Origin of the sequence: Pseudomonas sp. GWSMS-1 (assembly GCF_049847425.1) — a bacterium.
Taxonomy (GTDB): domain Bacteria; phylum Pseudomonadota; class Gammaproteobacteria; order Pseudomonadales; family Pseudomonadaceae; genus Aquipseudomonas.
The window spans coordinates 76,144-98,680 of sequence record NZ_JBMHHV010000003.1 but is presented as its reverse complement, the minus strand read 5'-3'; the positions used below and the strand labels follow the sequence as shown (position 1 = coordinate 98,680).

The window sequence follows — 22,537 nt, the reverse complement described above, 5'->3', positions numbered from 1 at the left end:
CACGAGCCAAGGCAGCACTTAAGGCCTGCGCCCATACCGCTGCGGTAGCGGCTGCAACACCAGCAGCAGGCCACAGAAGGCCATGACCAAGTAACTGAACATCAACCACAGCTCAGCCCCCGCCAGCAGCCTAGGCACAGCGAAATAACTTCCCGCCATCACCACAACCACCAGCAACAACTGCCCACGTGTATCGCGCCACAGGCTTGTAAGCGACTCTGCGCGAACCAACACCACCACCTGTAACCCGGCGCAGACAGCCGCCAAACCGACCAGCAGTGGCCGCAGCGCATTACTGATCTCCTCGACCAGCAATGACGCAAGACCAATCTTGGCGATCGCGGGCATCACTAAAAAGTGCAGCAACCAGAGGCCGCCAACCCAGAGTGTCTGAGCCAGCAGCCAGCTGATAGAGCCCGCATCACGCGAGCCCGGCTTAGAGATGGCGAACCTCGACGATCTCATACTCAATCGCGCCGCTCGGCGTTTGCACCACCACCACATCCCCTTCGCTCTTGCCGATAAGGGCACGCGCGATAGGTGAGCCAACGGAGATTTTGCGCTTCTTGATGTCGGCTTCATCCTCACCAACGATCTGGTAAACCACGGCTTCATCGGTTTCGCAGTTAGCGATCTCAACCGTTGTACCGAAAATCACCTTGCCGGTGTGCTCGATCGTGGTGACATCGATGATCACCGCATTCTGCATGCGGCCTTCGATATCACGGATACGCGCCTCGACCATACCCTGCTGCTCACGAGCAGCATGGTATTCGGCGTTTTCCTTAAGATCGCCCAGCTCACGTGCCGTACCAATTTCCTGGCTCAGCTTGGGGCGCAGCACCTTAGTCAGGTGTGCGTGCTCTTCTTCCAGGGCGCGAGCGCCCTGGACGGTCATGGGGTATTTAGTCATGCCTTGATTCCTGCATGCAGATCCTGCAGCCGACGCACGGTCTTTTCTGGACCAAACTTCAGCGCTTCACAGATCGCCTGCCCCGCCGCAATGGTGGTGGTGCAGTAGATCTTATGCTGCAGAGCGTTACGACGAATGGAGTAGGAGTCAGCGATGGACTGACGACCTTCAGTGGTGTTGATGATCAGGGTGACCTCGTCATTCTTGATCATATCGACCACGTGCGGACGCCCCTCGGTCACCTTGTTCACGCGACGCACAGGCAAACCAGCGGCCTCGATCACTTTGGCGGTACCGGCCGTGGCCACCACTTCGAAGCCCAACGCGACCAGATCGCGCGCAACCTGCACAGCTTCCGGCTTATCGTCTTCACGCACGCTGATAAACGCACAGCCGGTGTTTGGCAGTATTTCACTAGCGCCCAACTGAGCCTTGGCGAAGGCCTCACCAAAGGTGTCACCGACACCCATAACCTCACCGGTGGACTTCATTTCCGGGCCAAGGATCGGGTCAACACCCGGGAACTTGGCGAACGGGAACACCGCTTCTTTAACGCTGAAGTATGGCGGGATGATTTCCTTGGCGTAACCGGCTTCAGCCAGCGACTTACCAGCCATCACGCGGGCAGCCACCTTGGCCAGGGAAACACCGACGCACTTAGAGACGAACGGCACAGTACGCGAGGCTCGCGGGTTCACTTCGATCACGAAGATGTCCTCGCCCTGCACAGCCATCTGCACGTTCATCAAACCAACCACACCCAGCTCCAAAGCCATTTTCTTGACCTGGTCGCGGATCTCATCCTGGATATGCATCGGCAGCGAGTAAGGCGGCAGCGAACAAGCGGAGTCACCGGAGTGCACGCCTGCTTGCTCGATGTGCTGCATGATCGCGCCAATCACCACAGTTTCGCCGTCGCATACCGCATCCACGTCCACTTCAATGGCGCAGTTGAGGAAGTGATCAAGCAGCACTGGACTGTCATTGGAAACTTTCACCGCTTCGCGCATATAACGCTTGAGCTCATCTTCCTGGTAGACGATCTCCATCGCACGACCGCCCAATACGTATGACGGACGCACCACCAACGGATAACCGATAACCTTCGAGGCAGCCAGCGCTTCGTCTTCGCTGCGTGCGGTGGCGTTGGCAGGCTGACGCAGACCAAGGCGCTGAACCATCTGCTGGAAACGCTCGCGGTCTTCGGCGCGGTCAATCGCATCAGGGCTGGTACCGATGATCGGTACGCCAGCTTCTTCCAGGGCGCGGCAGATCTTCAGCGGGGTCTGACCACCGTACTGCACGATCACACCTTTCGGCTGCTCGACACGGACGATTTCCAGCACGTCTTCCAGGGTCACCGGCTCGAAATACAGACGATCAGAGATGTCGTAGTCGGTCGATACAGTTTCCGGGTTGCAGTTGACCATGATGGTTTCGTAACCATCTTCACGCAGCGCCAGCGCCGCATGCACACAGCAGTAGTCAAACTCGATGCCCTGGCCGATACGGTTCGGCCCGCCACCGAGGATCATGATCTTGTCACGGCCCGACGGATTGGCTTCGCACTCTTCCTCATAGGTCGAGTACATGTAGGCGGTGTCGGTGGCGAACTCGGCAGCGCAGGTGTCGACGCGCTTGTACACCGGCAGCACCTTGAGTTTGTGACGCTGGCTGCGCAGGGTCTTCTCGGTCACACCCAGCAGCTTGGCCAGACGGATATCGGAGAAGCCTTTGCGCTTGAGCTTGTACATGGCATCACGGTCGATGCTGGACAGCGCCAGGGTCTTGATGCGCTCTTCGTCCTTGATCAGGTCTTCGATCTGCACCAGGAACCATTCATCGATATTGGTCAGCTCGAAGACTTCTGCAACGGTTTTACCCGCACGGAAGGCGTCGCCGATGAACCAAATACGGTCAGCACTTGGTACGGTCAGCTCACGGCGCAAGGTGCTTTCAGCTTCCGGATCAGCCAGATCGAGCTTCTCATCAAAGCCCGCCACGCCCACTTCTAGGCCGCGCAGGGCTTTCTGCAGGGATTCCTGGAAGGTGCGGCCAATCGCCATGACTTCACCAACGGACTTCATCTGAGTGGTCAGGCGCGCATCAGCCTTAGGGAACTTCTCGAAGGCGAAACGTGGAATCTTGGTCACGACATAGTCGATGGCCGGCTCGAACGAGGCCGGGGTGCGACCGCCAGTGATGTCGTTACTCAGCTCGTCGAGGGTGTAACCCACAGCCAACTTGGCAGCGATCTTGGCGATCGGGAAGCCGGTGGCCTTGGAAGCCAGCGCCGAAGAACGCGACACGCGCGGGTTCATCTCGATGACGACCATACGGCCGGTGTTCGGGCAAATACCAAACTGCACGTTGGAACCGCCGGTTTCTACGCCGATCTCACGCAGCACCGCCAGGGAGGCGTTACGCAGGATTTGGTATTCTTTGTCGGTCAGCGTCTGGGCCGGAGCGACAGTGATCGAGTCACCGGTATGCACGCCCATCGGGTCGAAGTTTTCAATCGCGCAAACGATGATGCAGTTGTCCTTCTTGTCTCGGACCACCTCCATCTCGTATTCCTTCCAGCCGATCAGCGACTCATCGATCAGCAGTTCGCTGGTCGGCGACAGATCGATACCGCGGGCGCAGATTTCTTCGAACTCTTCACGGTTGTAAGCGATGCCGCCACCGGTACCACCCATGGTGAAGGACGGACGGATGATGCACGGGAAGCCGACCTTCTCAAGAACCGCGTAGGCCTCTTCCATGTTGTGCGCAATGCCGGAAACCGGGCAGGCCAAGCCGATGTCTTTCATCGCCTTGTCAAAGCGCGAACGGTCTTCGGCCTTGTCGATGGTGTCGGCATTGGCGCCAATCATCTCGACACCGAACTTCTCCAGAACACCGTGCTTTTCCAGGTCCAGTGCGCAGTTCAGCGCAGTCTGGCCACCCATGGTTGGCAGCAGGGCGTCCGGACGCTCCTTCTCGATGATCTTGGCCACGGTGGACCACTTGATCGGCTCGATGTAGGTGGCGTCAGCCATGGCCGGGTCGGTCATGATGGTGGCTGGGTTGGAGTTCACCAGAATGACGCGGTAGCCCTCTTCTTTCAGCGCTTTACACGCCTGGGCACCGGAATAGTCGAACTCGCAGGCCTGGCCGATAACAATCGGGCCAGCGCCGAGGATCAGGATGCTTTTTATGTCTGTACGTTTTGGCATGTTCTTTCTCTCGAATCCTGGGGTCAGTCGGCGGGTTTAACGGCGCTTGGCCATGGTTTCGATAAAACGATCAAATAACGGTGCAACGTCAGCCGGGCCAGGACTGGCCTCAGGGTGACCCTGGAAGCTGAACGCCTGCTTGTCGGTCCGCTCGATGCCTTGCAGGGAGCCGTCGAACAACGATTTGTGAATCGCGCGCAGATTGCTCGGCAGACTGTCTTCATCCACAGCAAAACCGTGGTTCTGACTGGTGATCATCACCACGCCAGTGTCGAGGTCTTGCACCGGGTGGTTGGCACCGTGGTGACCGTGGCCCATTTTCAGGGTCTTGGCACCGGAGGCCAGGGCCAGCAATTGGTGGCCGAGGCAGATACCGAATACCGGAATATCGGTTTCCAACACCTGCTTGATAGCAGCAATGGCGTAATCGCAAGGCTCGGGATCGCCAGGGCCGTTGGACAGGAACACGCCATCAGGATTCAGCGCCAGTACTTCAGCAGCAGGGGTCTGCGCAGGAACTACGGTTACCCGGCAGCCGCGCTCGACCAGCATGCGCAGGATGTTCCACTTAACGCCGTAGTCATAGGCCACCACGTGATACTTAAGCTCACTGGCCGGAACTTCTGGGTGGCTGTCGCTTTGCAGGTTCCACACGTTGGAGCGCCACTCGTAGCGCTCAGTGCAGCTGACCACTTTGGCCAGGTCCATACCTTTAAGCCCCGGGAAGCTGCGCGCCAACTCCAGCGCTTTTTCTTCAGTGGCGTCATCGCCGGCCAGAATGCAGCCGTTCTGCGAACCCTTCTCACGCAGAATGCGGGTCAGGCGACGGGTATCAATACCCGCGATGGCAACAGTGCCGTTTTCCTTGAGGTACTCATCCAGTGGCTGCTTGTTACGCCAGTTGCTGGAGGTCAGCGGCAGGTCACGGATAATCAGACCGGCTGCCCATACGCGATTGGATTCGGCGTCTTCCGGCGTGGTGCCGGTGTTGCCGATGTGCGGATAGGTCAGGGTAACGATCTGCTGGGCATAGGAAGGATCGGTAAGGATTTCCTGATAGCCGGTCATGGCGGTGTTAAAAACCACCTCTCCAATAGTTTGGCCATCGGCACCGATGGCCTCGCCGCGAAAAATACTGCCATCAGCAAGAGCCAAAATGGCAGGTTTAAGGGCTGGCTTACTCAAGAAAACCTCCGGAGATCAAATCGTGAAGCAAACGCAGATTGTAAAAAAGCGGGATGACGTATGAACCGTCACCCCGCTTTTTTATCTTATTCATTCTGCGCAACTTTAGTGGACACACTAAAGCAGAAAGCTTACAGGAATGCGCCTTTTGGGTCCACTGCCAGATGCGAGTAATACCCAGGCAAAAGCCATTCCTGTGACAAACCGCCTCAGTTAAGGCCCAACACGTCCTGCATGTCGTACAACCCAGGCTGACGATTTTGCAGCCACAGCGCCGCACGCACCGCCCCTTTGGCAAACGTCATGCGACTTGATGCCTTGTGGGTAATTTCAACGCGCTCACCCTCTGCAGCAAACAGTACGGTGTGATCGCCGACCACATCGCCCGCACGCACCGTGGCAAAACCGATGGTTTCGCGCTCACGCGCACCGGTCTGACCTTCACGACCATAGACCGCGACTTTCTGCAGATCACGCCCCAGGGCATTGGCCACTACTTCACCCATACGCAAGGCGGTGCCAGATGGCGCATCGACCTTGTGGCGGTGATGGGCTTCGATGATCTCGATATCCACGTCATCACCCAGCACCCGCGCGGCGGTATCCAGCAGTTTCAAGCACAGGTTGACGCCGACACTGAAGTTGGCAGCAAACACGATCGGAATCTGCTTGCCGGCATCCGCCAACAATTGCTTTTCCTCCGGCGAAAAGCCGGTAGTACCAATGATCATGGCCTTGCCAGCCTGACGACAGACTTCCAAGTTCTTCAGGGTGACCGAGGGGTGGGTGAAATCGATCAGCACATCAAACTGATCCAGCACCGCATGCAAATCACCGGAGAGATTGACGCCCATCTTGCCTTGCGCGACCAACTCACCAACATCCACGCCGACCAGGCTGCTGTCAGCACGATCAATTGCCGCACTTAAGCTTGCGCCATCTGCCAACTGCACAGCTTCGATCAGGGTCTTGCCCATGCGCCCAGCGGCGCCCATCACAGCAATTCGTTGCATAACCATCTGCTCCTAGCCGCGCGACAGGCGGCGATCGCTAACGACCGCCGCTGCCTGCCACGGGTGTTTTACAGGTCGCCGAAGAAGCGCTTCACGCCTTCAAACCAGCCATTGGCTTTGGGCGAATGCGAGCTATCGCCTTCCAGGGTTTTGCGGAACTCATCAAGCAACTCACGCTGACGCTTGTCGAGCTTGACTGGCGTTTCGACCGCCACCTTGCACATCAAGTCTCCCGCACCACCGCCACGCACCGGCGCTACACCTTTACCGCGCAGACGGAACATCTTGCCGGTCTGCGTGCCTTCCGGAATCTTCAGCTTGACCCGACCATCCAGGGTTGGCACTTCAAGCTCACCACCCAAGGCGGCATCCGCAAAGCTGATTGGCACTTCGCAGTACAGGTGCTTGCCGTCACGCTGGAAGATCGCGTGCTCGCGCACATTCACCACCACGTACAGATCGCCCGCCGGGCCACCCATGGCGCCTGCCTCACCTTCACCCGTAAGACGGATGCGGTCGCCTGTATCAACACCAGCCGGCACTTTCACCGACAGGGTCTTGTGCTCTTCCACGCGACCCTGACCGTGGCATGAACCGCACGGATCGGTGATCATCTTGCCCTGGCCATGACAGCGCGGGCAGGTCTGCTGCACCGAGAAGAAGCCCTGCTGCATGCGCACCTGACCAATACCGCCACAGGTGGTACAGGTTACGGGCGTGGTGCCCTTCTTCGCCCCAGAGCCATCGCACGGCTTGCAATTGACCAGGGTCGGCACACGAATGGTCACTGTGGTGCCACGCACCGCTTCTTCCAGGTCCAGCTCCAGGGTGTAACGCAGATCACTGCCGCGTTGGGCGCCACCGCGACCACCGCCACGACCACCGCCGCCACCGAAGAAGTCACTGAACACATCACCGAAGATATCGGAGAAGTTCGCGCCACCCGGGCCGCCACCGCCACCCATCTGCGGGTCAACGCCGGCATGGCCGTATTGATCGTACGCCGAACGCTTGGCGGCATCGGAGAGTACTTCGTAAGCCTCGTTGGCTTCCTTAAACTTCTCTTCCGAGGCCTTGTCGTCGGGATTGCGATCCGGGTGATGCTTCATGGCCAGGCGACGGTAAGCTTTTTTCAGCTCCGCCTCGCTGGCACCGCGCTCAACACCGAGCACCTCGTAAAAGTCACGTTTAGCCATAAGTCTTCAACACCTTAAAATCGTCTACTCCAGACACGCCAACGCGGGAGCAAGCTCCCGCGCGGCGAATCATGCCGGGCGCAACTCGCGTCACACCCGGCCAAAGCGGCATAAGCTTGCGCTTACTTGTTGTCTTTGACTTCTTCGAACTCAGCATCAACCACGTCGTCACCGGCGTCTTTGGCTTGTTCGGCACCTTGCTCAGCAGCGCCTGGCTGCGGTTGCTCGGCGTACATCTTTTGCGCCAACGGAGCGGTCACTTCGGACAGCGCGGTCATCTTGGCTTCGATTTCAGCTTTGTCGTCGCCTTTCACCGCGACTTCCAGTGCGCTCAGCGCCGCTTCGATTGCAGCCTTCTCGTCGGCAGTCGCCTTATCGCCAGCCTCGGTGATCATCTTACGGGTGGCGTGCACCAGCTGATCGCCTTGGTTGCGGGCACTGGCCAGCTCTTCGAACTTGCGGTCTTCTTCAGCGTTAGCTTCAGCGTCACGCACCATCTGCTCGATTTCTTCCTCGGACAGACCGGAGTTGGCCTTGATCACGATGGACTGAGTCTTGCCAGTGGCCTTGTCTTTGGCGCCGACATGCAGAATGCCGTTGGCGTCAATATCGAAGGTCACTTCGATCTGCGGCACGCCACGTGGCGCTGGCGGAATCTCGGCCAAGTCAAACTTGCCCAGCGACTTGTTACCGCTGGCCTGCTTACGCTCACCCTGCAACACGTGAATGGTCACCGCGCCCTGATTGTCGTCGGCAGTCGAGAACACCTGCGACTTCTTAGTCGGGATGGTGGTGTTCTTCTCGATCAGCGCGGTCATCACGCCACCCATGGTTTCGATACCCAGGGTCAGCGGCGATACGTCGAGCAGCAACACGTCTTTCACGTCACCGGCCAATACAGCGCCCTGGATAGCAGCACCCATGGCAACGGCTTCGTCCGGATTCACATCCTTACGTGCTTCTTTACCGAAGAATTCGGTTACCAGCTTCTGCACCAACGGCATACGGGTCTGACCACCGACCAGAATCACGTCGTTGATCGCGCCAACGTCGATACCGGCGTCTTTCAACGCAATGCGGCAAGGCTCGATGGTGCGCTGCACCAAATCTTCAACCAAAGATTCCAGCTTGGCGCGGGATATCTTCACGTTGAGGTGCTTAGGACCGCTGGCATCTGCCGTGATGTAGGGCAGGTTAACGTCGGTCGACTGGCTCGAGGACAGTTCGATCTTGGCTTTCTCGGCAGCTTCTTTCAGGCGCTGCATCGCCAACGGATCACCCTTAAGGTTCATGCCGGTTTCTTTCTTGAACTCGTCAACCAGGTAATCGATCAGACGAATGTCAAAGTCTTCACCGCCGAGGAAGGTATCACCGTTGGTAGCCAGCACTTCGAACTGGTGCTCGCCATCAACTTCCGCGATTTCGATCACGGAAACGTCGAAGGTACCGCCACCCAGGTCATAAACGATCACGGTGTGATCGCCTTTAGCCTTGTCCATACCGTAAGCCAGGGCCGCAGCGGTCGGTTCGTTGATGATCCGCTTAACGTCCAGACCGGCAATACGGCCGGCGTCTTTAGTGGCCTGACGCTGACTGTCGTTGAAGTAAGCAGGAACAGTGATCACCGCCTCGGTCACTGGCTCGCCGAGGTAGTCTTCGGCGGTCTTCTTCATTTTCTTCAGAATTTCAGCCGAGATTTGTGGCGGCGCCATTTTCTGGCCGTTCACTTCAACCCAGGCGTCATTGTTGTCCGCCTTGACGATCTTGTAAGGGACCATCTGGATGTCTTTCTGCACAACTTCTTCGTCGAAACGACGACCGATCAGACGCTTAACCGCGTACAGCGTGTTATGCGGATTGGTCACAGCCTGACGCTTAGCCGACTGGCCTACGAGGATTTCGCCATCGTTGGCATAGGCGATGATCGATGGCGTAGTACGCGTGCCTTCGGCGTTTTCAATAACTTTGGCTTTGCCGTTTTCCAGAACAGAGACGCAGGAGTTGGTTGTCCCCAGGTCAATACCGATAATTTTGCCCATATTCATTCTCCCGAAATTTTGATATTTCCGCCGCTGGTTAATTGCCAACGGCGGTAGAACTAAAACGCTTGACTGTTAAATGGGGCAGCTCGATGAATTTCAAGCCTGCTCATCAATCGATGGCGGCACTTCTGCCGGCGCCTTGCTGACCACCACCATGGCGGGGCGCAGCAAACGGCCATTGAGCATGAAGCCCTTCTGGAACACCTTGAGCACGCTATTGGGCTCAACATTGGTGCTTTCCTGCATTGCCATTGCCTGATGGTGCTCAGGGTTGAACGGTGCACCATGAGGATCAATGACTTCCAACTGGAAGCGCTTAAGGGTGTCGAGGAACAACTTGAGCGTCAGCTCCATGCCCTCACGCACCGCTTTGATCGCTTCATCATCTGGATTCGACAGCTCAAGGCCGCGCTCCAGGCTATCCACCACCGGCAACAAGTCGTTGGCGAATTTTTCCAGCGCAAACTTATGCGCTTTCTCTACATCTTGCTCCGCGCGACGGCGCACGTTCTGCAGATCGGCGGCCATGCGCAGCGACTGATCCTGCGCAGCGGCCAGTTGCTCTTCCAGCGCGTGCACGCGAGCAACCAGATCATCACCCGCAGCGGCCTCAGCAGCTGTCTGTAGATCAGGGTTCTGCGTATCCAGGGTCTGTTCGTCAGCCATGCGTCTCTCCTTTTGAATTCTGACGCGAGCCTTAACTCACGTGCCTGGCGGTTATATGGGGTCAAAAATTATCGTTTCAAGGATGAAAGACGGATTGTCAGCCCACAAAAAAACACTGTATAAATAACCAGACATGAACTTGGGAGGCCCTCGCCATGCTGGTGCACCTGTCCGTAAACAACTACGCCATTGTCGAACACCTTGATCTAGAACTGGATGCCGGCATGAGCGTAATCAGCGGCGAAACCGGCGCTGGCAAGTCGATCATGCTCGACGCCCTCGGCCTGACCTTAGGTGATCGCGCCGACAGCGGCGTGGTGCGCCCTGGCGCGGACAAGGCCGATATCCTCGCCAGCTTCGACCTGAGCGACATCCCCGAAGCCCGCACCTGGCTCGCCGAACGCGACCTGGACAACGACGGCCCGTGCATCCTGCGCCGGGTCATTACTGCCGAAGGCCGTTCGCGCGGCTATATCAACGGCGCCCCCAGCCCTCAAGGCGACCTTAAGGCGCTCGGCGAGCTGCTGATCGACATCCACAGCCAACATGAACACCAGTCGCTGCTCAAACCCGAGACCCACCGCCGGCTGCTCGATGAATACGCTGGCAGCCAGGAGCTGGCGCGCCAGGTGCAACTGGCCGCGCAACGCTGGAAACAAACCAAGAATGAACTGCAACGGATTTCCAGCCTCGGCGACGAGCAGCGCGCTCGCCACCAGCTGCTCAGCTACCAGCTCGAAGAGCTGGATAATCTGGCCCTCGGCGAAGATGAACTTGAGCAACTGGAGCAGGAACACAAGAACCTGACCAATGCCGAAAGCCTACTCAGCGCCTGTCGCCTGGTGATTGAACAATGCAGCGAGAATGATGCAGGCAACGTCCTGTCCGCCCTCACCAACAGCCTCAACCGCCTTGGCAACTTCCAGGGCCAGCCCGGAGCGCTGAGCGAAGCGACCAACCTACTGGCCAGCGCACAGATCCAAGTTGAAGAAGCCGTCGGCGAGCTGAACCGCTTTCTCGACCACTTCGATGCCGACCCCGAGCGCCTGCAACAGATGGAAGAGCGCCTGGATGCGATCTACACCCTGGCACGCAAGCACCGTATCCAGCCAACTGAACTGGGGGCGATGCAGCAACAATTATTCGAAGAACTGGAAAGCCTCAACGCTGACGACCAGGCGGCCGAGCGTCTCAGCGAGGAGCTGACAGCCTTCGAACGGCATTACCAGGAAAAAGCAACAGAACTCAGCACACTGCGCAATAACGCCGCTGGCCAACTGGCCAGCGCGGTAGAAGTGGAGATGCAAACCCTCGGCATGCCCGGCGGGCGCTTCACCATCAAGCTGAGCGCTAACAGCAACAATGAGCCACACCCCAATGGCTTGGAGCAGCTGGAGTTTCTGGTCAGCGCTAACCCCGGCCAGCCGCTCAAAGCCCTGGCCAAAGTGGCCTCGGGCGGCGAACTGTCGCGCATCAGCCTGGCGATCCAGGTGATCACCGCGCAAACCTCACGGGTACCAACCTTGGTATTCGATGAAGTCGACGTCGGCATCGGCGGCCCTACCGCAGAAGTGGTCGGACAACTACTGCGCAAGCTCGGCGAACGTGGCCAGGTGCTCACCGTGACTCACCTGCCGCAGGTCGCAGCGCAGGGGCATCAGCACCTGTTTGTTCACAAGGTCCGCGAAAGCGATGCCACGCGCACCGCGGTGAGCAAGCTCAGCCCGGTTCAGCGCGTCGAGGAAATCGCCCGCATGCTCGGCGGCGTAGACCTAACCGAAGAATCCCTGGCCCACGCACGGCAAATGGTCGGTAGCGCCCAAGCCTGATTCAGCCGCACCAGAACGTTAGAAAGCACAAAGGCGACCCGAGGGTCGCCTTTGGCATACAAACAGGCTGATCAGCTTTTCTTGCGCACGTACAACACAAGATTATGATCAACCAGTTCAAAGCCGTGCTCTTTGACGATTTCTTTCTGGCGTTTTTCGATCTCCGCATCAAAGAACTCAATCACTTCACCAGAATCGACACACACCATATGGTCGTGATGCCCGCTGTCCGCCAATTCGAAGACCGCATGACCGCCATCAAAATTATGGCGAACCACCAGGCCTGCGGCTTCAAACTGAGTCAGTACGCGGTAGACAGTCGCCAAACCTACGTCGTCACCAGCCTCCATTAAAGCCTTATATACGTCTTCGGCACTCATGTGACGCTGGCCGGCAGAGTCGAGCATTTGTAGTATCTTGACCCGTGGCAGGGTCACTTTCAGGCCAGCCTTGCGTAGTTCGCTATTTTCAACCATGGTCTGCTTTCTCACGGAAGCGGCTTCGCAGCTTCCTTTATTGCGGGTATGATCCGGGTTTATATTGCCCAGCCAAGATAGTGGAAGTCGCCCACCGATGCAAAAGACCAAACTCCTGCTGACCAGCCTCTCCCTTACGGGGCTACTCGCACTCGCCGGTTGTTCATTCCCCGGGGTTTACAAAATCGACATCCAACAGGGCAATGTCGTCACGCAGGACATGATAGACCAGTTGCGCCCGGGAATGACCCGCAAGCAAGTGCGGTTTATCATGGGCAACCCCTTGCTCACCGACACCTTCCACGCCAACCGCTGGGATTACCTGTACAGCATCCAGCCAGGTGGCGGTCAGCGCTTGCAAGAGCGTGTGAGTGTGAACTTCAGTGCTGAGGACCAACTGGTCGGCCTGTCGGGCGACTTTATGCCAGGCGTGAGCCGCGACCAGGCAATCCTCGGCGAAAGCAGTGGTGTTACCACGCCGCAGGCGGCGCAGCCAACTCGAACAGAAGAGAAGCCTGCACCCGGCTCGCTGCTCGAGCAGATTCAGCGTGAAGTAGACGATGTAAAAGTCGTCCCAGTGCCGACACCAGAACCCCTGGACAGCACACCGCAGTAATAATGCGCTGATAAAAAGCCCGGACATGTCCGGGCTTTTTTGTGCCTCGCCATCTCTGACGACACGCCTTTATCACTAATCCCCGCCACTGTCCGCCTTGGCTTGTGCGGCCTTGGCCGCGCGCTGCTTACGCACCTCTTTGGGGTCAGCAATCAGCGGACGATAGATCTCCACCCGCTCGCCCTCTTCCAGCACGCGCTCATCGGGTTTGCTTACTGCCTTGCCGAAAATACCCAGCGGGGTGTGGTGTAGATCCAGGCCGGGGAAGTGCGCCTGCATACCGGACTGCAACGCGGCCTGCCGCACCGTAGTGCCATAGGGCACGCTCAGACGCAGCAACTTCTGCTTGTCAGCCAGGGCATACACCACCTCGACCACGATGTTTGGCTTATCCATAGAGTTGTTTGGCCCTTTGGCAAAACGCATCAACCAGGGTGTTGGCGGCCTGATTGAACAATGGCCCGAGCGTTGCGCGCACCAGCGGCCCGGCGTAGTCGAACGTGAGGTCCAGGCTGATCTTGCAGGCCTTGTCGCCCAACGCTTTGAACTCCCAATGCCCAAACAACTGAGTGAACGGCCCCTCGACCAGATTTAAGGCAATACGCTCACCTGGCACCAGCACATTGGCGGTGACAAAACGCTGGCTCAAGCTGCCTTTGGCCACAGAAAGACAGGCGCGCATGTGCGTATCACTGACTTCAAGTACTTCACTGGCCGAGCACCAGGGCAAAAACTGCGGGTAACTGGCCACATCATTGACCAGGTCATAAAGCGCTCGCGCCGGATACGGCAACAACGCCGAACGCTGAATATGCGTACTCATAATCCAACCACTGGGTTAAACGGGATACAGGTGATCATTTATTCAGCTCTGCAACAAACACGATCAGCACACCAATCGGCGCAACCACGCGAATAAACCAATACACCACGTTAAACAGCAACGGGCTCTTCATCGCCAGCTCTTCACGCACCGCTTCACGCTTGAGCACCCAGCCGGCAAATAGGGCAAACGTCAAACCACCGAGCGGCAACAGGATGCGACTGGTCAGGTAATCGATGCTGTCGAAGAAATTCCGCCCGCCCTCTGCTCCCCACTGGAACAGATGAAAGCCGTCTTCGGCAAATACAAAGAACTTCGCCTCAGCACCCAGGTTGAACGACAGCACAGTGCCCATGCCAACCACCCAGCACAGAAATGCCAGCACACTGGTCACCAGCACCCGGCTGCGTTTAGTGCGCTCAACCAGATAAGCCACCGCGGGTTCCAGCATGGAGATTGAAGAAGTCCATGCGGCAATCAGCACGAGAACAAAGAACAGCGTGCCCATCACCTGGCCGAAGGCGATATTGCCGAATGCCACGGGCAGGGTGACAAACATCAGCCCCGGCCCCGCACTCGGCTCCAGACCGCCGGCGAAGACAATAGGAAATAGCGCCATTCCCGCCGTAAGTGCCACCAGGGTATCGAGAATACCCACGGTGAGAATCGTGCTGCCAATCGAAGCCTGCTTCGGCATATAAGAGCCGTAAACCATGATCGCGCCCACGCCGACGCTCAAGGTAAAGAAGGCATGCCCCATGGCGGCCAGCACACCATCAAGAACCCGCTCGGGCTGGAAATTAAACAGAAAGTGGAAGCCCTGCATAAAGTGGCCGGTGGTCATGCTGTACCCAGCAACACCAACAACAGCACAAACAGCAGCGGCATCATGATGCGCAAACTACGCTCCAGCCCCGCCACCACACCTCGGGCGATAACAAAACCGGTCAGCAGCATAAACAGCGTGTGCCACAGGGTAAGCCGCCACGGATCGGCGGTCAGCGCACCAAACGCCGCACCGGCCCCTTCCGCACTGACACCGGCAAACTGCCCACTGCCCATGCTGAGGATGTAATCCAGCGACCAGCCGGCCACCACGCTGTAAAACGACAGGATCAACAGCGCGGCAACCATTCCGACCAGCGCGGCCCACGACCATTTCGGCGAAGCCCCCGACTCAATGGCCAAGGTTTTGAGGGTATTTACCGGGCTCTGCCGGCCGCGCCGACCGATCAGCGTCTCCGCGAGCATGATCGGCAGACCCACCATAAAGATGCACACCAGGTACATCATCACAAAAGCCCCGCCGCCGTACATGCCGGTCATGTAGGGGAACTTCCAGATATTACCCAGGCCGACAGCCGACCCAGTCGCCGCCAGAATAAACACCCAACGGCTGGCCCAGGCACCGTGTATCGAAACCTTATCGTTCGCCATGCTCGGCTAGCCTGCTCTATTTAAAAAAGATCGCGTATTGTCGGGGATTCGCCAGGTCGGCTCAAGCGCAGCCGACACTGGATGGCCCGTGAGTGCTATTGCCTGATCGCACACATAGCTTCCGCGCCTGGGACTCCCTATAATGCGCGCCCTATGGCTAAACAAAAGAAACACCCACAAGGCACCATCGCGCAAAACAAGAAGGCGATGCATGACTACTTCGTCGAATCCAGATTCGAGGCGGGCTTAGTCCTGGCCGGCTGGGAAGTGAAAAGTCTGCGCGCTGGTAAGGCTCAGTTGGTCGACAGCTACGTGCTGCTGAAAAACGACGAAGCTTGGCTGATGGGCTGCCACATCACCCCATTGACCGCGGCCAGCACCCACGTGATTGCCGACCCCATCCGCACCCGCAAGCTGCTGCTGAACAAGCGCGAGCTGGACAAGCTGTTCAGTGCCGTGCAGCAGAAAGGTTATGCCTGCGTGGCGCTGTCGATCTACTGGAAGGCGCACCTGATCAAGTGCGAAATTGCCCTGGCCAAGGGTAAAAAAGACTTCGACAAGCGTCACACCGAGAAAGAACGCGACGCCGACCGTGAAGTGCAGCGCGCCATGCGCACCAAAGGCAAAGACGACTAAACGCGCCGAGCCAAATCAAAACGCCCCGCTGATGCGGGGCGTTTTCGTTAACAAGCGAAGTTAGCGCAACTCGCTGAAGGCCAACTTCACGCCTAAACCAATCAACACCGTACCCATCAACCGATCAAACCAATGCCCCATTCGCGCAAAACCGGCGCGCACCCGCTGATGACTGAAAAGCTGGGCAACCATGCAAAACCACAGCGCTGTCGCAACCGCCAGGTAAACGCCATACCCCGCCTGCACCAGCAACGGCGTATGCGGGTTGATCACCACGGTAAACAACGACAGGAAAAACAGCGTGGCCTTAGGGTTCAGACCATTGGTCACAAAGCCCGCCATAAAGGCTGCGCGGGGTGAGCGTACACCCTCCTGCACACTCAATTCGGCGCTATTCGCACCGGCCGGTTTGGCGCGCAACGCCTTGATACCGATGTAAAGCAGGTACGCAGCCGCCAGCCATTTCAACGCGTTGAACAGCACCAGCGATTGCGACACGATTAAACCGATGCCCAACAGCGAATAGGCCACATGAATAAAAATCCCGCAGCCCACGCCCAGCGCACTGAACATACCGGCACGTCGCCCGTGACCAACACTTTCGCGCACCACAATCGCAAAATCCGGCCCGGGGCTGGCCACTGCCAGCAAGTGGATCAGGGCCACAGCTAAAAACTCAGTCCAATACATGGGCGACTCCGCGACGACGAAATGATTCTGTTAGGCTCGCAACCTTACTCCCCACCCAAACCAGCAGGATAGATACAGCTGATGAGTAATAGTCACCGCGCCGTCTTTCTCGACCACAGCTCGCTCGACTTGGGCGATCTTGATTTATCCAGCCTGAGCGCCTGCTTTGCCGACCTGCAACTGTATCCGCACAGCACCCAGGCGCAGACCATCGAACGCCTGCAAGGTGTACAGGTTGCTATCAGCAACAAAGTGCCCCTGACTGCCGAGGTATTCGCCGCGTGCCCTGAGCTGAAACTCATCTTGGTAGCGGCCACCGGCATCAACTCAATTGACCTGACTGCCGCACGCGCTCACGGCGTTACAGTGAGCAACTGCCAGGGCTACGGCACACCATCGGTGGCGCAGCACACCTTGATGCTGCTGCTCGCGCTGGCCACGCGCCTGCCGGATTATCAGCAGGATGTGCGCGCCGGTCGCTGGCAACAGGCGCAGCAATTTTGCCTGTTAGACCACCCGATTATCGAGCTACACGGCAAAACCCTCGGCATGCTTGGCCATGGTGAGCTCGGCAGCGCCGTCGCCCGACTGGCCGAAGCCTTTGGCATGCGCGTACTGCTCGGTCAGCTACCCGGCCGCCCGGCCCGCGCAGACCGTCTGCCGCTGGATGAACTGCTGCCACAGGTCGACGCGCTCACCCTGCACTGCCCGCTGAACAGCGACACCCTGAACCTTATCGATGCCCGCGAGCTCAGCCTGATAAAGCCTGGCGCCCTGCTGATCAACACTGCGCGTGGCGGCTTGGTCAACGAACAGGCCCTGGCTGATGCGCTGCGCGCCGGCCACCTCGGCGGCGCAGCCACCGATGTACTGACCCAGGAGCCGCCCAAGGATGGCAACGTGCTGCTCGCCGCCGATATTCCTCGACTGATCATCACGCCGCACAGCGCCTGGGGTAGCCGCGAGGCACGGCAACGCATCGTCGGCCAGATGACAGAAAACGCTCAGGCATTTTTCAACGGCGCACCGGTGCGCGTAGTCGGCTAAGCTACGCGACTTTTTTCCAGGAGCGTCCATGGACCCGCGAAGCGAAGTACTGCTGCGTCAGGCCAATCTATTCACCAGCCAATTGCTGCTGGCTGGCTTGCCGGCGGATGATCTGCTCGGTCATTTCCCGGAGGCCCACGGCTGGAGCTGGCACGCCGGTGAGCATGCCCTGCTGGATGCGCGCTTCAGCAACCGTTGCCAGTTTGCCACCCAGCCTGACGAACGCGACTTCCAGGCGGCGGTATTGTTTCTGCCGAAATCCCGCGAACTGACCGAATACTTGCTCAACACTCTGGCCGCGCGCCTGGGTGGGCGCGAGTTGTTCCTCGTGGGAGAAAAGCGCGCAGGTGTCGAGCGTGCGGCCAAACAATTGGCAGCGTTTGGCCAGGCGCGCAAACTCGACAGCGCACGGCACTGCCAACTCTGGCAAGTCAGGGTTGAGCACACACCGGCCACGCCGGATCTGCACAGCCTGGCGCAGCACTATGAGCTACCCCTGAGCGATGGCCCCCTGAAAGTGCTCAGCCTGCCCGGCGTATTCAGCCATGGCCGTTTAGATGTAGGCAGTGCACTGCTGCTGGAGCACCTGGATAACCTGCCGAGCGGGCACATGCTGGATTTCGGCTGTGGCGCCGGGGTTCTCGGCGCGGCGCTAAAACGCCGTTACCCAGATAGCCAGGTGACGATGCTGGATGTCGACGCCTTTGCCGTGGCAAGCAGCCGCCTGACGCTCGCCGCCAATGGCCTGCACGCCGATGTAATCAGTGGTGACGGTATCGATGCCGCCCCCACCGGCCTCAGCGTAATCCTCAGCAACCCGCCCTTCCACCAGGGCGTGCACACCCACTACCAGGCTACCGAACATTTACTGCGCCAGGCGGCCCGACACTTGGCCAGCCAAGGCGAGCTGCGCCTGGTCGCCAACAGCTTCCTCAAATACCCGCCACTGATCGAGCAGCACCTCGGTACCTGCCAGACGCTGGCCGATGCCAAGGGCTTTCGCATCTACCGCGCCCGCAAAAACTAAAACAAGCTTGCCCTCTCGCGGGTGCGCGGGCAAAATGCGCGCGTCCTAGGGGAGTAGTCTCCCGCGAGCGCCAGCTCGCCCGGCACGCGTCAACATACTTGCTCAACAGAGCATGGCGCGTGCGACCCAAGGCCCACTCAGCGGGGCCTGCGGTTTGACAAGACCTATGACACGCACACCTTACCCGGGGCGGGAAGGCTGTACGTGTCATAGCCGTGTCGACCCGCCCCTTTAGGAAAGCCTGATGCTCGAATCCCTATTTGTTCCAACCTTCATCGTTGCCTTGGCCGAAATCGGTGACAAGACGCAATTGCTTGCCTTGCTCCTGGCCGCACGCTTTCGCAAACCCTGGCCCATCATCTGGGGCATCGTGGTCGCCACCCTGGCCAACCATTTCGCGGCGGGTGCTGTCGGCAACTGGGTAGCCAGCTTCTTCTCCCCCGCCACCCTTAGCTGGGTGCTCGCCGCCAGCTTTGTCGCCGTCGCGCTCTGGACACTGGTGCCGGATAAGCTCGACGAGGACGAAGAATCCGGCCTGAAAAAATACGGCCCGTTCCTCACGACGCTGATCGCCTTCTTCATCGCCGAAATGGGCGACAAGACTCAAGTGGCAACGGTGATGCTCGCGGCACAATACCCACACTTCATATTGGTGATCATGGGCACGACCTTGGGCATGTTGCTGGCTAACGTGCCGGTGGTACTGGCCGGTAACTTTGCAGCCGAGCGCCTGCCATTGACGCTGATTCGCCGGGTGGCCGCCTGCGCCTTTGCAGCTCTGGCCATCTATGCCGGGTACCAGGCAATGAAATTCAGTGGGCTGATTTAACCCGCAACGACGCCAGGACACTGGCGTCAATCCCCTATCTCGACCCGTAGACGACTGCTAAAGTGGGAAAAAACCTGCCTACAGGCCGTCACGGAGACATGCATGCCACTGGATGATCGGAAAAAGCTGGTACGCCAGCATATAGACCTGTCGTGGAACAAAGGCCGCCCGATGCTGGCAGAGCAACTGCACAGCAAAGACTTTCTCTATAAGAGTTCGTTTATGGGCAGACCACTCAACAGCCCAGCGTTTACGCAGATGGTGAAAGACATCCGTCACGCCATGCCAGATTTGCAGGTGGTGGTTGAGGAATGCATTGCCGAAGGTTACAAAGTGGTGACCTGGAGCACCCTGATCGGCACCATCCAGCGGCCTGCCCTCGGCTATCAGCCCAGCGACAAAGTGCTGAGCATCTCGGCCATGGCCTTCTGGACGCTCACCCCAAGCCATGAAATCCAGGAAATCTGCACCATGTTCGACATGGAAAGTTTCCGCTCACAGCTGGGCATGCCCACGCAATCCTTTGCAGCCAAAGCCCTGCCTTAACCGCGAACACCATGCCCCAAACAAAAAAGCCCCGCATGCAAGCGGGGCTTTTTGATATTGATCGCGACTTAACGCGCCCGCTCGTACAGCGGCATTACTTTAGGAATTGCCGCTTGCAAGGACGCGATACGGCTATTCGACGACGGGTGAGTGCTCATAAACTCAGGCGGTGCGCCTTCACTGGCTGCAGCCATCTTCTGCCACAAGCTCACCGCGGCGTTAGGGTTGTAGCCACCGCGGGCCGCCAACTCCAAACCAATCAGGTCGGCCTCGTTCTCATTGCCACGGCTATTGGGCAGGGTCATGCCGTATTCCACCGCGGCATCGGCCAGCGCCAGAGTGTCTGAGCCCAGCCCGAGCAAAGCGCCGGCGCCTTGCTTGGCCATTTCGATACCGTAGGCCTTGGACATTGCCTCACGGCTGTGTTCGCGCAGCGCGTGAGCCATTTCGTGGCCCATGATCGCGGCGATCTCGTCATCAGTCAGGTCCAGCTTATCGATGATGCCGCTGTAGAAAATAATTTTGCCGCCCGGGCCGCAGTTGGCGTTAAGTTCGGGGCTCTTGATCAGGTTGACTTCCCACTGCCACTGCGCGGAATCCGGGCGAAACAGCGGCGCTTGCTTGATCAGGCGATCGGCAATCGTACGCAGACGCTTGGCGTTATTACTGGTTTTATCCAATACACCTTTACTGGAAGCCTCGCCCAAGGTCTGTTGATAGGACTGCGCATACATCTGATTAACTTCCTGAGTCGAGAGCGCGCTAAACATGTACTGCTTGCGCTCTACACCCACCGCGCCGCCACTGGTGGTATTAACGGCCTGGCATCCTGCCAACAGCAAGGCCGCAGCCAGCGCAGATAATGGCAACAAGTGTTTCATGCTGAATCTCCCGATAAACAAGGCTCGTATGCTAGGCCGCCCCCTCCAACCGAGCAACAGCTGAACTTGCACAATCAGCCTAAGCCATCTTTTATCTGCATACGGCACTACGGATTCCATCCCAGCCTGCCGATAGCTATGGATAGCCCCCTACTCTCGCCGGAGCATCCATGAAGCTTAAATCCATTCAATTTTCAGTTGCAGCGATGGCCGGTGCGAGCGTCCTCGCCGTGGTCGCTGCACTGGTGATGTACGCAGTTTTTGCCAGCAGCAGAAGCCAGGAGTTAGTGCAGGAGCGCACCCGCGACCTACTCGAACACGTCATCCAGCAACGTTTGACGGCTCTGGCGCAAGCCCAGGTCTTACAGATTCAGCGTGAGTTAGACGTACCCCTGCAGATCACTGCCGACCTGGCGCGAACTAACGCGCTACTCGGTATGCAGGACAGCACTGGCAGCCCGCTGTTGTCCATTAGCCGGGAAGAGCTGGTAAACCTCGTACACGAAACCACAGCACAAAACCCTAAACTGCTGGGCAGTTATATCGGCTGGGAGCCAAATGCCTTCGACGCCAATGATGACGTCTACGCCGGCATAAAAGAAAACGGCTACGATGGCTCGGGGCGCTTCAACCCATGGTGGTTCCGCAATGCCGATGGCAGCTTAGGTATTGATGCCCTTGGCGATATGGAGACCGAAACGTTGCTCCCTACTGGTGTTCGCGCTGGCGAGTACTACCTTTGCCCCAAAGAGAGCAAAAAAACCTGCGTGATTGACCCTGCCCCCTACGACGTCGGCGGCAAGATGATCATGCTCGCCTCCTTTACTTCTCCGATTCTCGTTAATGGCCAATTTCGTGGCATTGCCGGGGCAGACCTGGCCGTTAACTTCATTCAGGAGTTGCTGCTCAAAGCAGACAGCCAACTCTATGACGGCGCCGGGGAAATAGCGCTTATCGCGAGTAATGGCCGCCTGGTCGCGTCGACTCAAGCCCCGGATAAGCTTGGTAGCCCTGCAACTGAGCTGCTCGACGCTAACGAAGTGGCGAACTTACAAAGCATGACTGCAGGCCAAGTCATCTATGACATTGACGAGCAAGAAGACCCGTCCAAGAACCACATCGAACTGTTTCTCAGCTTCAATATTGGCGATAGCGATACTCGCTGGGTGCTCATGCTGGTACTCCCGGTCAATACCGTCATGGCTGATCTACAGAGCATGCAGGCCGACCTCCACGCACAAGGCGAGGCCGACACCCTGGGCATGGCGCTGGTGGGCTTATTGATTGCGGCTATTGGCTTATTGGTGGTGTGGTTTGTTGGCTACGGCATTGCCCGCCCACTAAAACAAATGGTGGCGATGCTGGATGACATCGCCAAGGGTGAAGGCGACCTAACCCGCCGCCTAACAACCGACCGAGCGGACGAGCTGGGCATGATCGCACTCGGCTTCAACACGTTCCTAAGTA

At 58.2% G+C, this 22,537-nt stretch carries 20 protein-coding genes, 2 pseudogenes and 1 riboswitch; of the genes and pseudogenes, 8 read left to right on the top strand and 14 right to left on the bottom strand.

Annotated elements, in window-relative coordinates:
- Positions 1-18 precede the first annotated feature (18 nt).
- The 8 genes from ACEPAJ_RS01345 to grpE all read right to left on the bottom strand — a co-directional run bounded on the left by ACEPAJ_RS01345 (position 19) and on the right by grpE (position 10,233).
- On the bottom strand, positions 19-465 hold the full coding sequence (locus ACEPAJ_RS01345) for a DUF4149 domain-containing protein (RefSeq protein ID WP_425913081.1): 447 nt from the start codon (positions 463-465) through the stop codon (positions 19-21).
- Entirely contained in the window at positions 437-913 is a 477-nt protein-coding gene (gene greA / locus ACEPAJ_RS01340) for a transcription elongation factor GreA (protein WP_425913079.1), read from the bottom strand. Before greA ends, ACEPAJ_RS01345 begins: the two co-directional genes overlap by 29 nt.
- Positions 910-4,131 (bottom strand): carbamoyl-phosphate synthase large subunit, encoded by a 3,222-nt coding sequence (gene carB, locus ACEPAJ_RS01335; RefSeq protein WP_425913077.1) that lies wholly within the window; start codon positions 4,129-4,131, stop codon positions 910-912. The genes greA and carB overlap by 4 nt, the downstream gene beginning before the upstream one ends.
- Before the next feature lie 36 nt (positions 4,132-4,167).
- Positions 4,168-5,316 (bottom strand): glutamine-hydrolyzing carbamoyl-phosphate synthase small subunit, encoded by a 1,149-nt coding sequence (gene carA, locus ACEPAJ_RS01330; protein WP_425913075.1) that lies wholly within the window; start codon positions 5,314-5,316, stop codon positions 4,168-4,170.
- Between the two features lie 209 nt (positions 5,317-5,525).
- Complete coding sequence (gene dapB, locus ACEPAJ_RS01325; RefSeq protein ID WP_274086218.1) at positions 5,526-6,329, bottom strand: 4-hydroxy-tetrahydrodipicolinate reductase; 804 nt, start codon at positions 6,327-6,329, stop codon at positions 5,526-5,528.
- Positions 6,330-6,397: 68 nt separating this feature from the next.
- Positions 6,398-7,525: a molecular chaperone DnaJ gene (gene dnaJ / locus ACEPAJ_RS01320; RefSeq protein ID WP_274086219.1), complete on the bottom strand. Its 1,128-nt coding sequence runs from the start codon at positions 7,523-7,525 to the stop codon at positions 6,398-6,400.
- 122 nt (positions 7,526-7,647) lie between these two features.
- The gene (dnaK, locus tag ACEPAJ_RS01315) at positions 7,648-9,564 is read right to left on the bottom strand and encodes a molecular chaperone DnaK (RefSeq protein WP_425913073.1); all 1,917 of its coding nucleotides are present in this window, start codon (positions 9,562-9,564) and stop codon (positions 7,648-7,650) included.
- Positions 9,565-9,663: 99 nt separating this feature from the next.
- Positions 9,664-10,233 carry a nucleotide exchange factor GrpE gene (gene grpE / locus ACEPAJ_RS01310; RefSeq protein WP_425913071.1) on the bottom strand — a complete coding sequence of 190 codons (570 nt, stop codon included), beginning with the start codon at positions 10,231-10,233 and terminating at the stop codon, positions 9,664-9,666.
- A gap of 155 nt (positions 10,234-10,388) precedes the next feature.
- On the opposite strand from grpE, the gene recN reads away from it, so the two are divergent.
- On the top strand, positions 10,389-12,062 hold the full coding sequence (gene recN, locus ACEPAJ_RS01305) for a DNA repair protein RecN (protein ID WP_425913070.1): 1,674 nt from the start codon (positions 10,389-10,391) through the stop codon (positions 12,060-12,062).
- Positions 12,063-12,133: 71 nt separating this feature from the next.
- Here recN and fur read toward each other — a convergent pair whose 3' ends face one another.
- A complete protein-coding gene (gene fur / locus ACEPAJ_RS01300) occupies positions 12,134-12,538 on the bottom strand; it encodes a ferric iron uptake transcriptional regulator (protein WP_090255961.1) in 405 nt (134 codons plus the stop codon).
- Positions 12,539-12,635: 97 nt separating this feature from the next.
- Between fur and ACEPAJ_RS01295 the strand changes: the two genes are divergently transcribed.
- Positions 12,636-13,154 carry an outer membrane protein assembly factor BamE gene (locus ACEPAJ_RS01295; RefSeq protein ID WP_425913069.1) on the top strand — a complete coding sequence of 173 codons (519 nt, stop codon included), beginning with the start codon at positions 12,636-12,638 and terminating at the stop codon, positions 13,152-13,154.
- Between the two features lie 75 nt (positions 13,155-13,229).
- Here the strand turns inward: ACEPAJ_RS01295 and ACEPAJ_RS01290 are convergent, their stop codons facing one another.
- From ACEPAJ_RS01290 to ACEPAJ_RS01280, 3 genes and pseudogenes are all read right to left on the bottom strand, one after another.
- A complete protein-coding gene (locus ACEPAJ_RS01290; RefSeq protein ID WP_425913067.1) occupies positions 13,230-13,550 on the bottom strand; it encodes an RnfH family protein in 321 nt (106 codons plus the stop codon).
- A complete protein-coding gene (locus tag ACEPAJ_RS01285; RefSeq protein WP_425913066.1) occupies positions 13,543-13,977 on the bottom strand; it encodes a type II toxin-antitoxin system RatA family toxin in 435 nt (144 codons plus the stop codon). Before ACEPAJ_RS01285 ends, ACEPAJ_RS01290 begins: the two co-directional genes overlap by 8 nt.
- Positions 13,978-14,011: 34 nt before the next feature.
- Positions 14,012-15,414: pseudogene (locus tag ACEPAJ_RS01280) on the bottom strand (sodium-dependent transporter).
- A gap of 153 nt (positions 15,415-15,567) precedes the next feature.
- Here ACEPAJ_RS01280 and smpB point away from each other — a divergent pair.
- Complete coding sequence (gene smpB / locus ACEPAJ_RS01275) at positions 15,568-16,050, top strand: SsrA-binding protein SmpB (protein WP_425913065.1); 483 nt, start codon at positions 15,568-15,570, stop codon at positions 16,048-16,050.
- Positions 16,051-16,110: 60 nt separating this feature from the next.
- Here the strand turns inward: smpB and ACEPAJ_RS01270 are convergent, their stop codons facing one another.
- The gene (locus ACEPAJ_RS01270) at positions 16,111-16,740 is read right to left on the bottom strand and encodes a LysE family transporter (protein ID WP_425913063.1); all 630 of its coding nucleotides are present in this window, start codon (positions 16,738-16,740) and stop codon (positions 16,111-16,113) included.
- A gap of 81 nt (positions 16,741-16,821) precedes the next feature.
- Between ACEPAJ_RS01270 and ACEPAJ_RS01265 the strand changes: the two genes are divergently transcribed.
- The 4 genes from ACEPAJ_RS01265 (at position 16,822) to ACEPAJ_RS01250 (ending at position 20,189) form a co-directional block, all read left to right on the top strand.
- Positions 16,822-17,787 carry a 2-hydroxyacid dehydrogenase gene (locus ACEPAJ_RS01265; RefSeq protein ID WP_425913062.1) on the top strand — a complete coding sequence of 322 codons (966 nt, stop codon included), beginning with the start codon at positions 16,822-16,824 and terminating at the stop codon, positions 17,785-17,787.
- 28 nt (positions 17,788-17,815) lie between these two features.
- Positions 17,816-18,814 (top strand): methyltransferase, encoded by a 999-nt coding sequence (locus ACEPAJ_RS01260; protein WP_425913061.1) that lies wholly within the window; start codon positions 17,816-17,818, stop codon positions 18,812-18,814.
- Between the two features lie 30 nt (positions 18,815-18,844).
- A riboswitch (yybP-ykoY riboswitch) is annotated at positions 18,845-18,982 on the top strand.
- Positions 18,983-19,058: 76 nt separating this feature from the next.
- Positions 19,059-19,643, top strand: coding sequence for a TMEM165/GDT1 family protein (locus ACEPAJ_RS01255; protein WP_425913059.1), 585 nt, complete (start codon positions 19,059-19,061; stop codon positions 19,641-19,643).
- A gap of 102 nt (positions 19,644-19,745) precedes the next feature.
- Complete coding sequence (locus tag ACEPAJ_RS01250; protein WP_425913057.1) at positions 19,746-20,189, top strand: ester cyclase; 444 nt, start codon at positions 19,746-19,748, stop codon at positions 20,187-20,189.
- Between the two features lie 68 nt (positions 20,190-20,257).
- On the opposite strand, the gene ACEPAJ_RS01245 is transcribed toward ACEPAJ_RS01250, so the two are convergent.
- Positions 20,258-21,070, bottom strand: a complete 813-nt coding sequence (locus ACEPAJ_RS01245; RefSeq protein WP_425913055.1) for a M48 family metallopeptidase — start codon at positions 21,068-21,070, stop codon at positions 20,258-20,260.
- Between the two features lie 170 nt (positions 21,071-21,240).
- On the opposite strand from ACEPAJ_RS01245, the pseudogene ACEPAJ_RS01240 reads away from it, so the two are divergent.
- Positions 21,241-22,536: pseudogene (locus tag ACEPAJ_RS01240) on the top strand (HAMP domain-containing protein); the annotation flags it as partial.
- Between the last annotated feature and the right edge of the window lies 1 nt (position 22,537).

What these genes read in the sequence shown, in the direction of transcription:
- ACEPAJ_RS01345 (WP_425913081.1), bottom strand. Translation starts at nt 465, where the DNA reads ATGAGATCGTCGAGGTTCGCCATCTCTAAGCCGGGCTCGCGTGATGCG.
- greA (WP_425913079.1), bottom strand. Translation starts at nt 913, where the DNA reads ATGACTAAATACCCCATGACCGTCCAGGGCGCTCGCGCCCTGGAAGAA.
- carB (WP_425913077.1), bottom strand. Translation starts at nt 4,131, where the DNA reads ATGCCAAAACGTACAGACATAAAAAGCATCCTGATCCTCGGCGCTGGC.
- dapB (WP_274086218.1), bottom strand. Translation starts at nt 6,329, where the DNA reads ATGCAACGAATTGCTGTGATGGGCGCCGCTGGGCGCATGGGCAAGACC.
- dnaJ (WP_274086219.1), bottom strand. Translation starts at nt 7,525, where the DNA reads ATGGCTAAACGTGACTTTTACGAGGTGCTCGGTGTTGAGCGCGGTGCC.
- dnaK (WP_425913073.1), bottom strand. Translation starts at nt 9,564, where the DNA reads ATGGGCAAAATTATCGGTATTGACCTGGGGACAACCAACTCCTGCGTC.
- grpE (WP_425913071.1), bottom strand. Translation starts at nt 10,233, where the DNA reads ATGGCTGACGAACAGACCCTGGATACGCAGAACCCTGATCTACAGACA.
- recN (WP_425913070.1), top strand. Translation starts at nt 10,389, where the DNA reads ATGCTGGTGCACCTGTCCGTAAACAACTACGCCATTGTCGAACACCTT.
- fur (WP_090255961.1), bottom strand. Translation starts at nt 12,538, where the DNA reads ATGGTTGAAAATAGCGAACTACGCAAGGCTGGCCTGAAAGTGACCCTG.
- ACEPAJ_RS01295 (WP_425913069.1), top strand. Translation starts at nt 12,636, where the DNA reads ATGCAAAAGACCAAACTCCTGCTGACCAGCCTCTCCCTTACGGGGCTA.
- ACEPAJ_RS01290 (WP_425913067.1), bottom strand. Translation starts at nt 13,550, where the DNA reads ATGGATAAGCCAAACATCGTGGTCGAGGTGGTGTATGCCCTGGCTGAC.
- ACEPAJ_RS01285 (WP_425913066.1), bottom strand. Translation starts at nt 13,977, where the DNA reads ATGAGTACGCATATTCAGCGTTCGGCGTTGTTGCCGTATCCGGCGCGA.
- smpB (WP_425913065.1), top strand. Translation starts at nt 15,568, where the DNA reads ATGGCTAAACAAAAGAAACACCCACAAGGCACCATCGCGCAAAACAAG.
- ACEPAJ_RS01270 (WP_425913063.1), bottom strand. Translation starts at nt 16,740, where the DNA reads ATGTATTGGACTGAGTTTTTAGCTGTGGCCCTGATCCACTTGCTGGCA.
- ACEPAJ_RS01265 (WP_425913062.1), top strand. Translation starts at nt 16,822, where the DNA reads ATGAGTAATAGTCACCGCGCCGTCTTTCTCGACCACAGCTCGCTCGAC.
- ACEPAJ_RS01260 (WP_425913061.1), top strand. Translation starts at nt 17,816, where the DNA reads ATGGACCCGCGAAGCGAAGTACTGCTGCGTCAGGCCAATCTATTCACC.
- ACEPAJ_RS01255 (WP_425913059.1), top strand. Translation starts at nt 19,059, where the DNA reads ATGCTCGAATCCCTATTTGTTCCAACCTTCATCGTTGCCTTGGCCGAA.
- ACEPAJ_RS01250 (WP_425913057.1), top strand. Translation starts at nt 19,746, where the DNA reads ATGCCACTGGATGATCGGAAAAAGCTGGTACGCCAGCATATAGACCTG.
- ACEPAJ_RS01245 (WP_425913055.1), bottom strand. Translation starts at nt 21,070, where the DNA reads ATGAAACACTTGTTGCCATTATCTGCGCTGGCTGCGGCCTTGCTGTTG.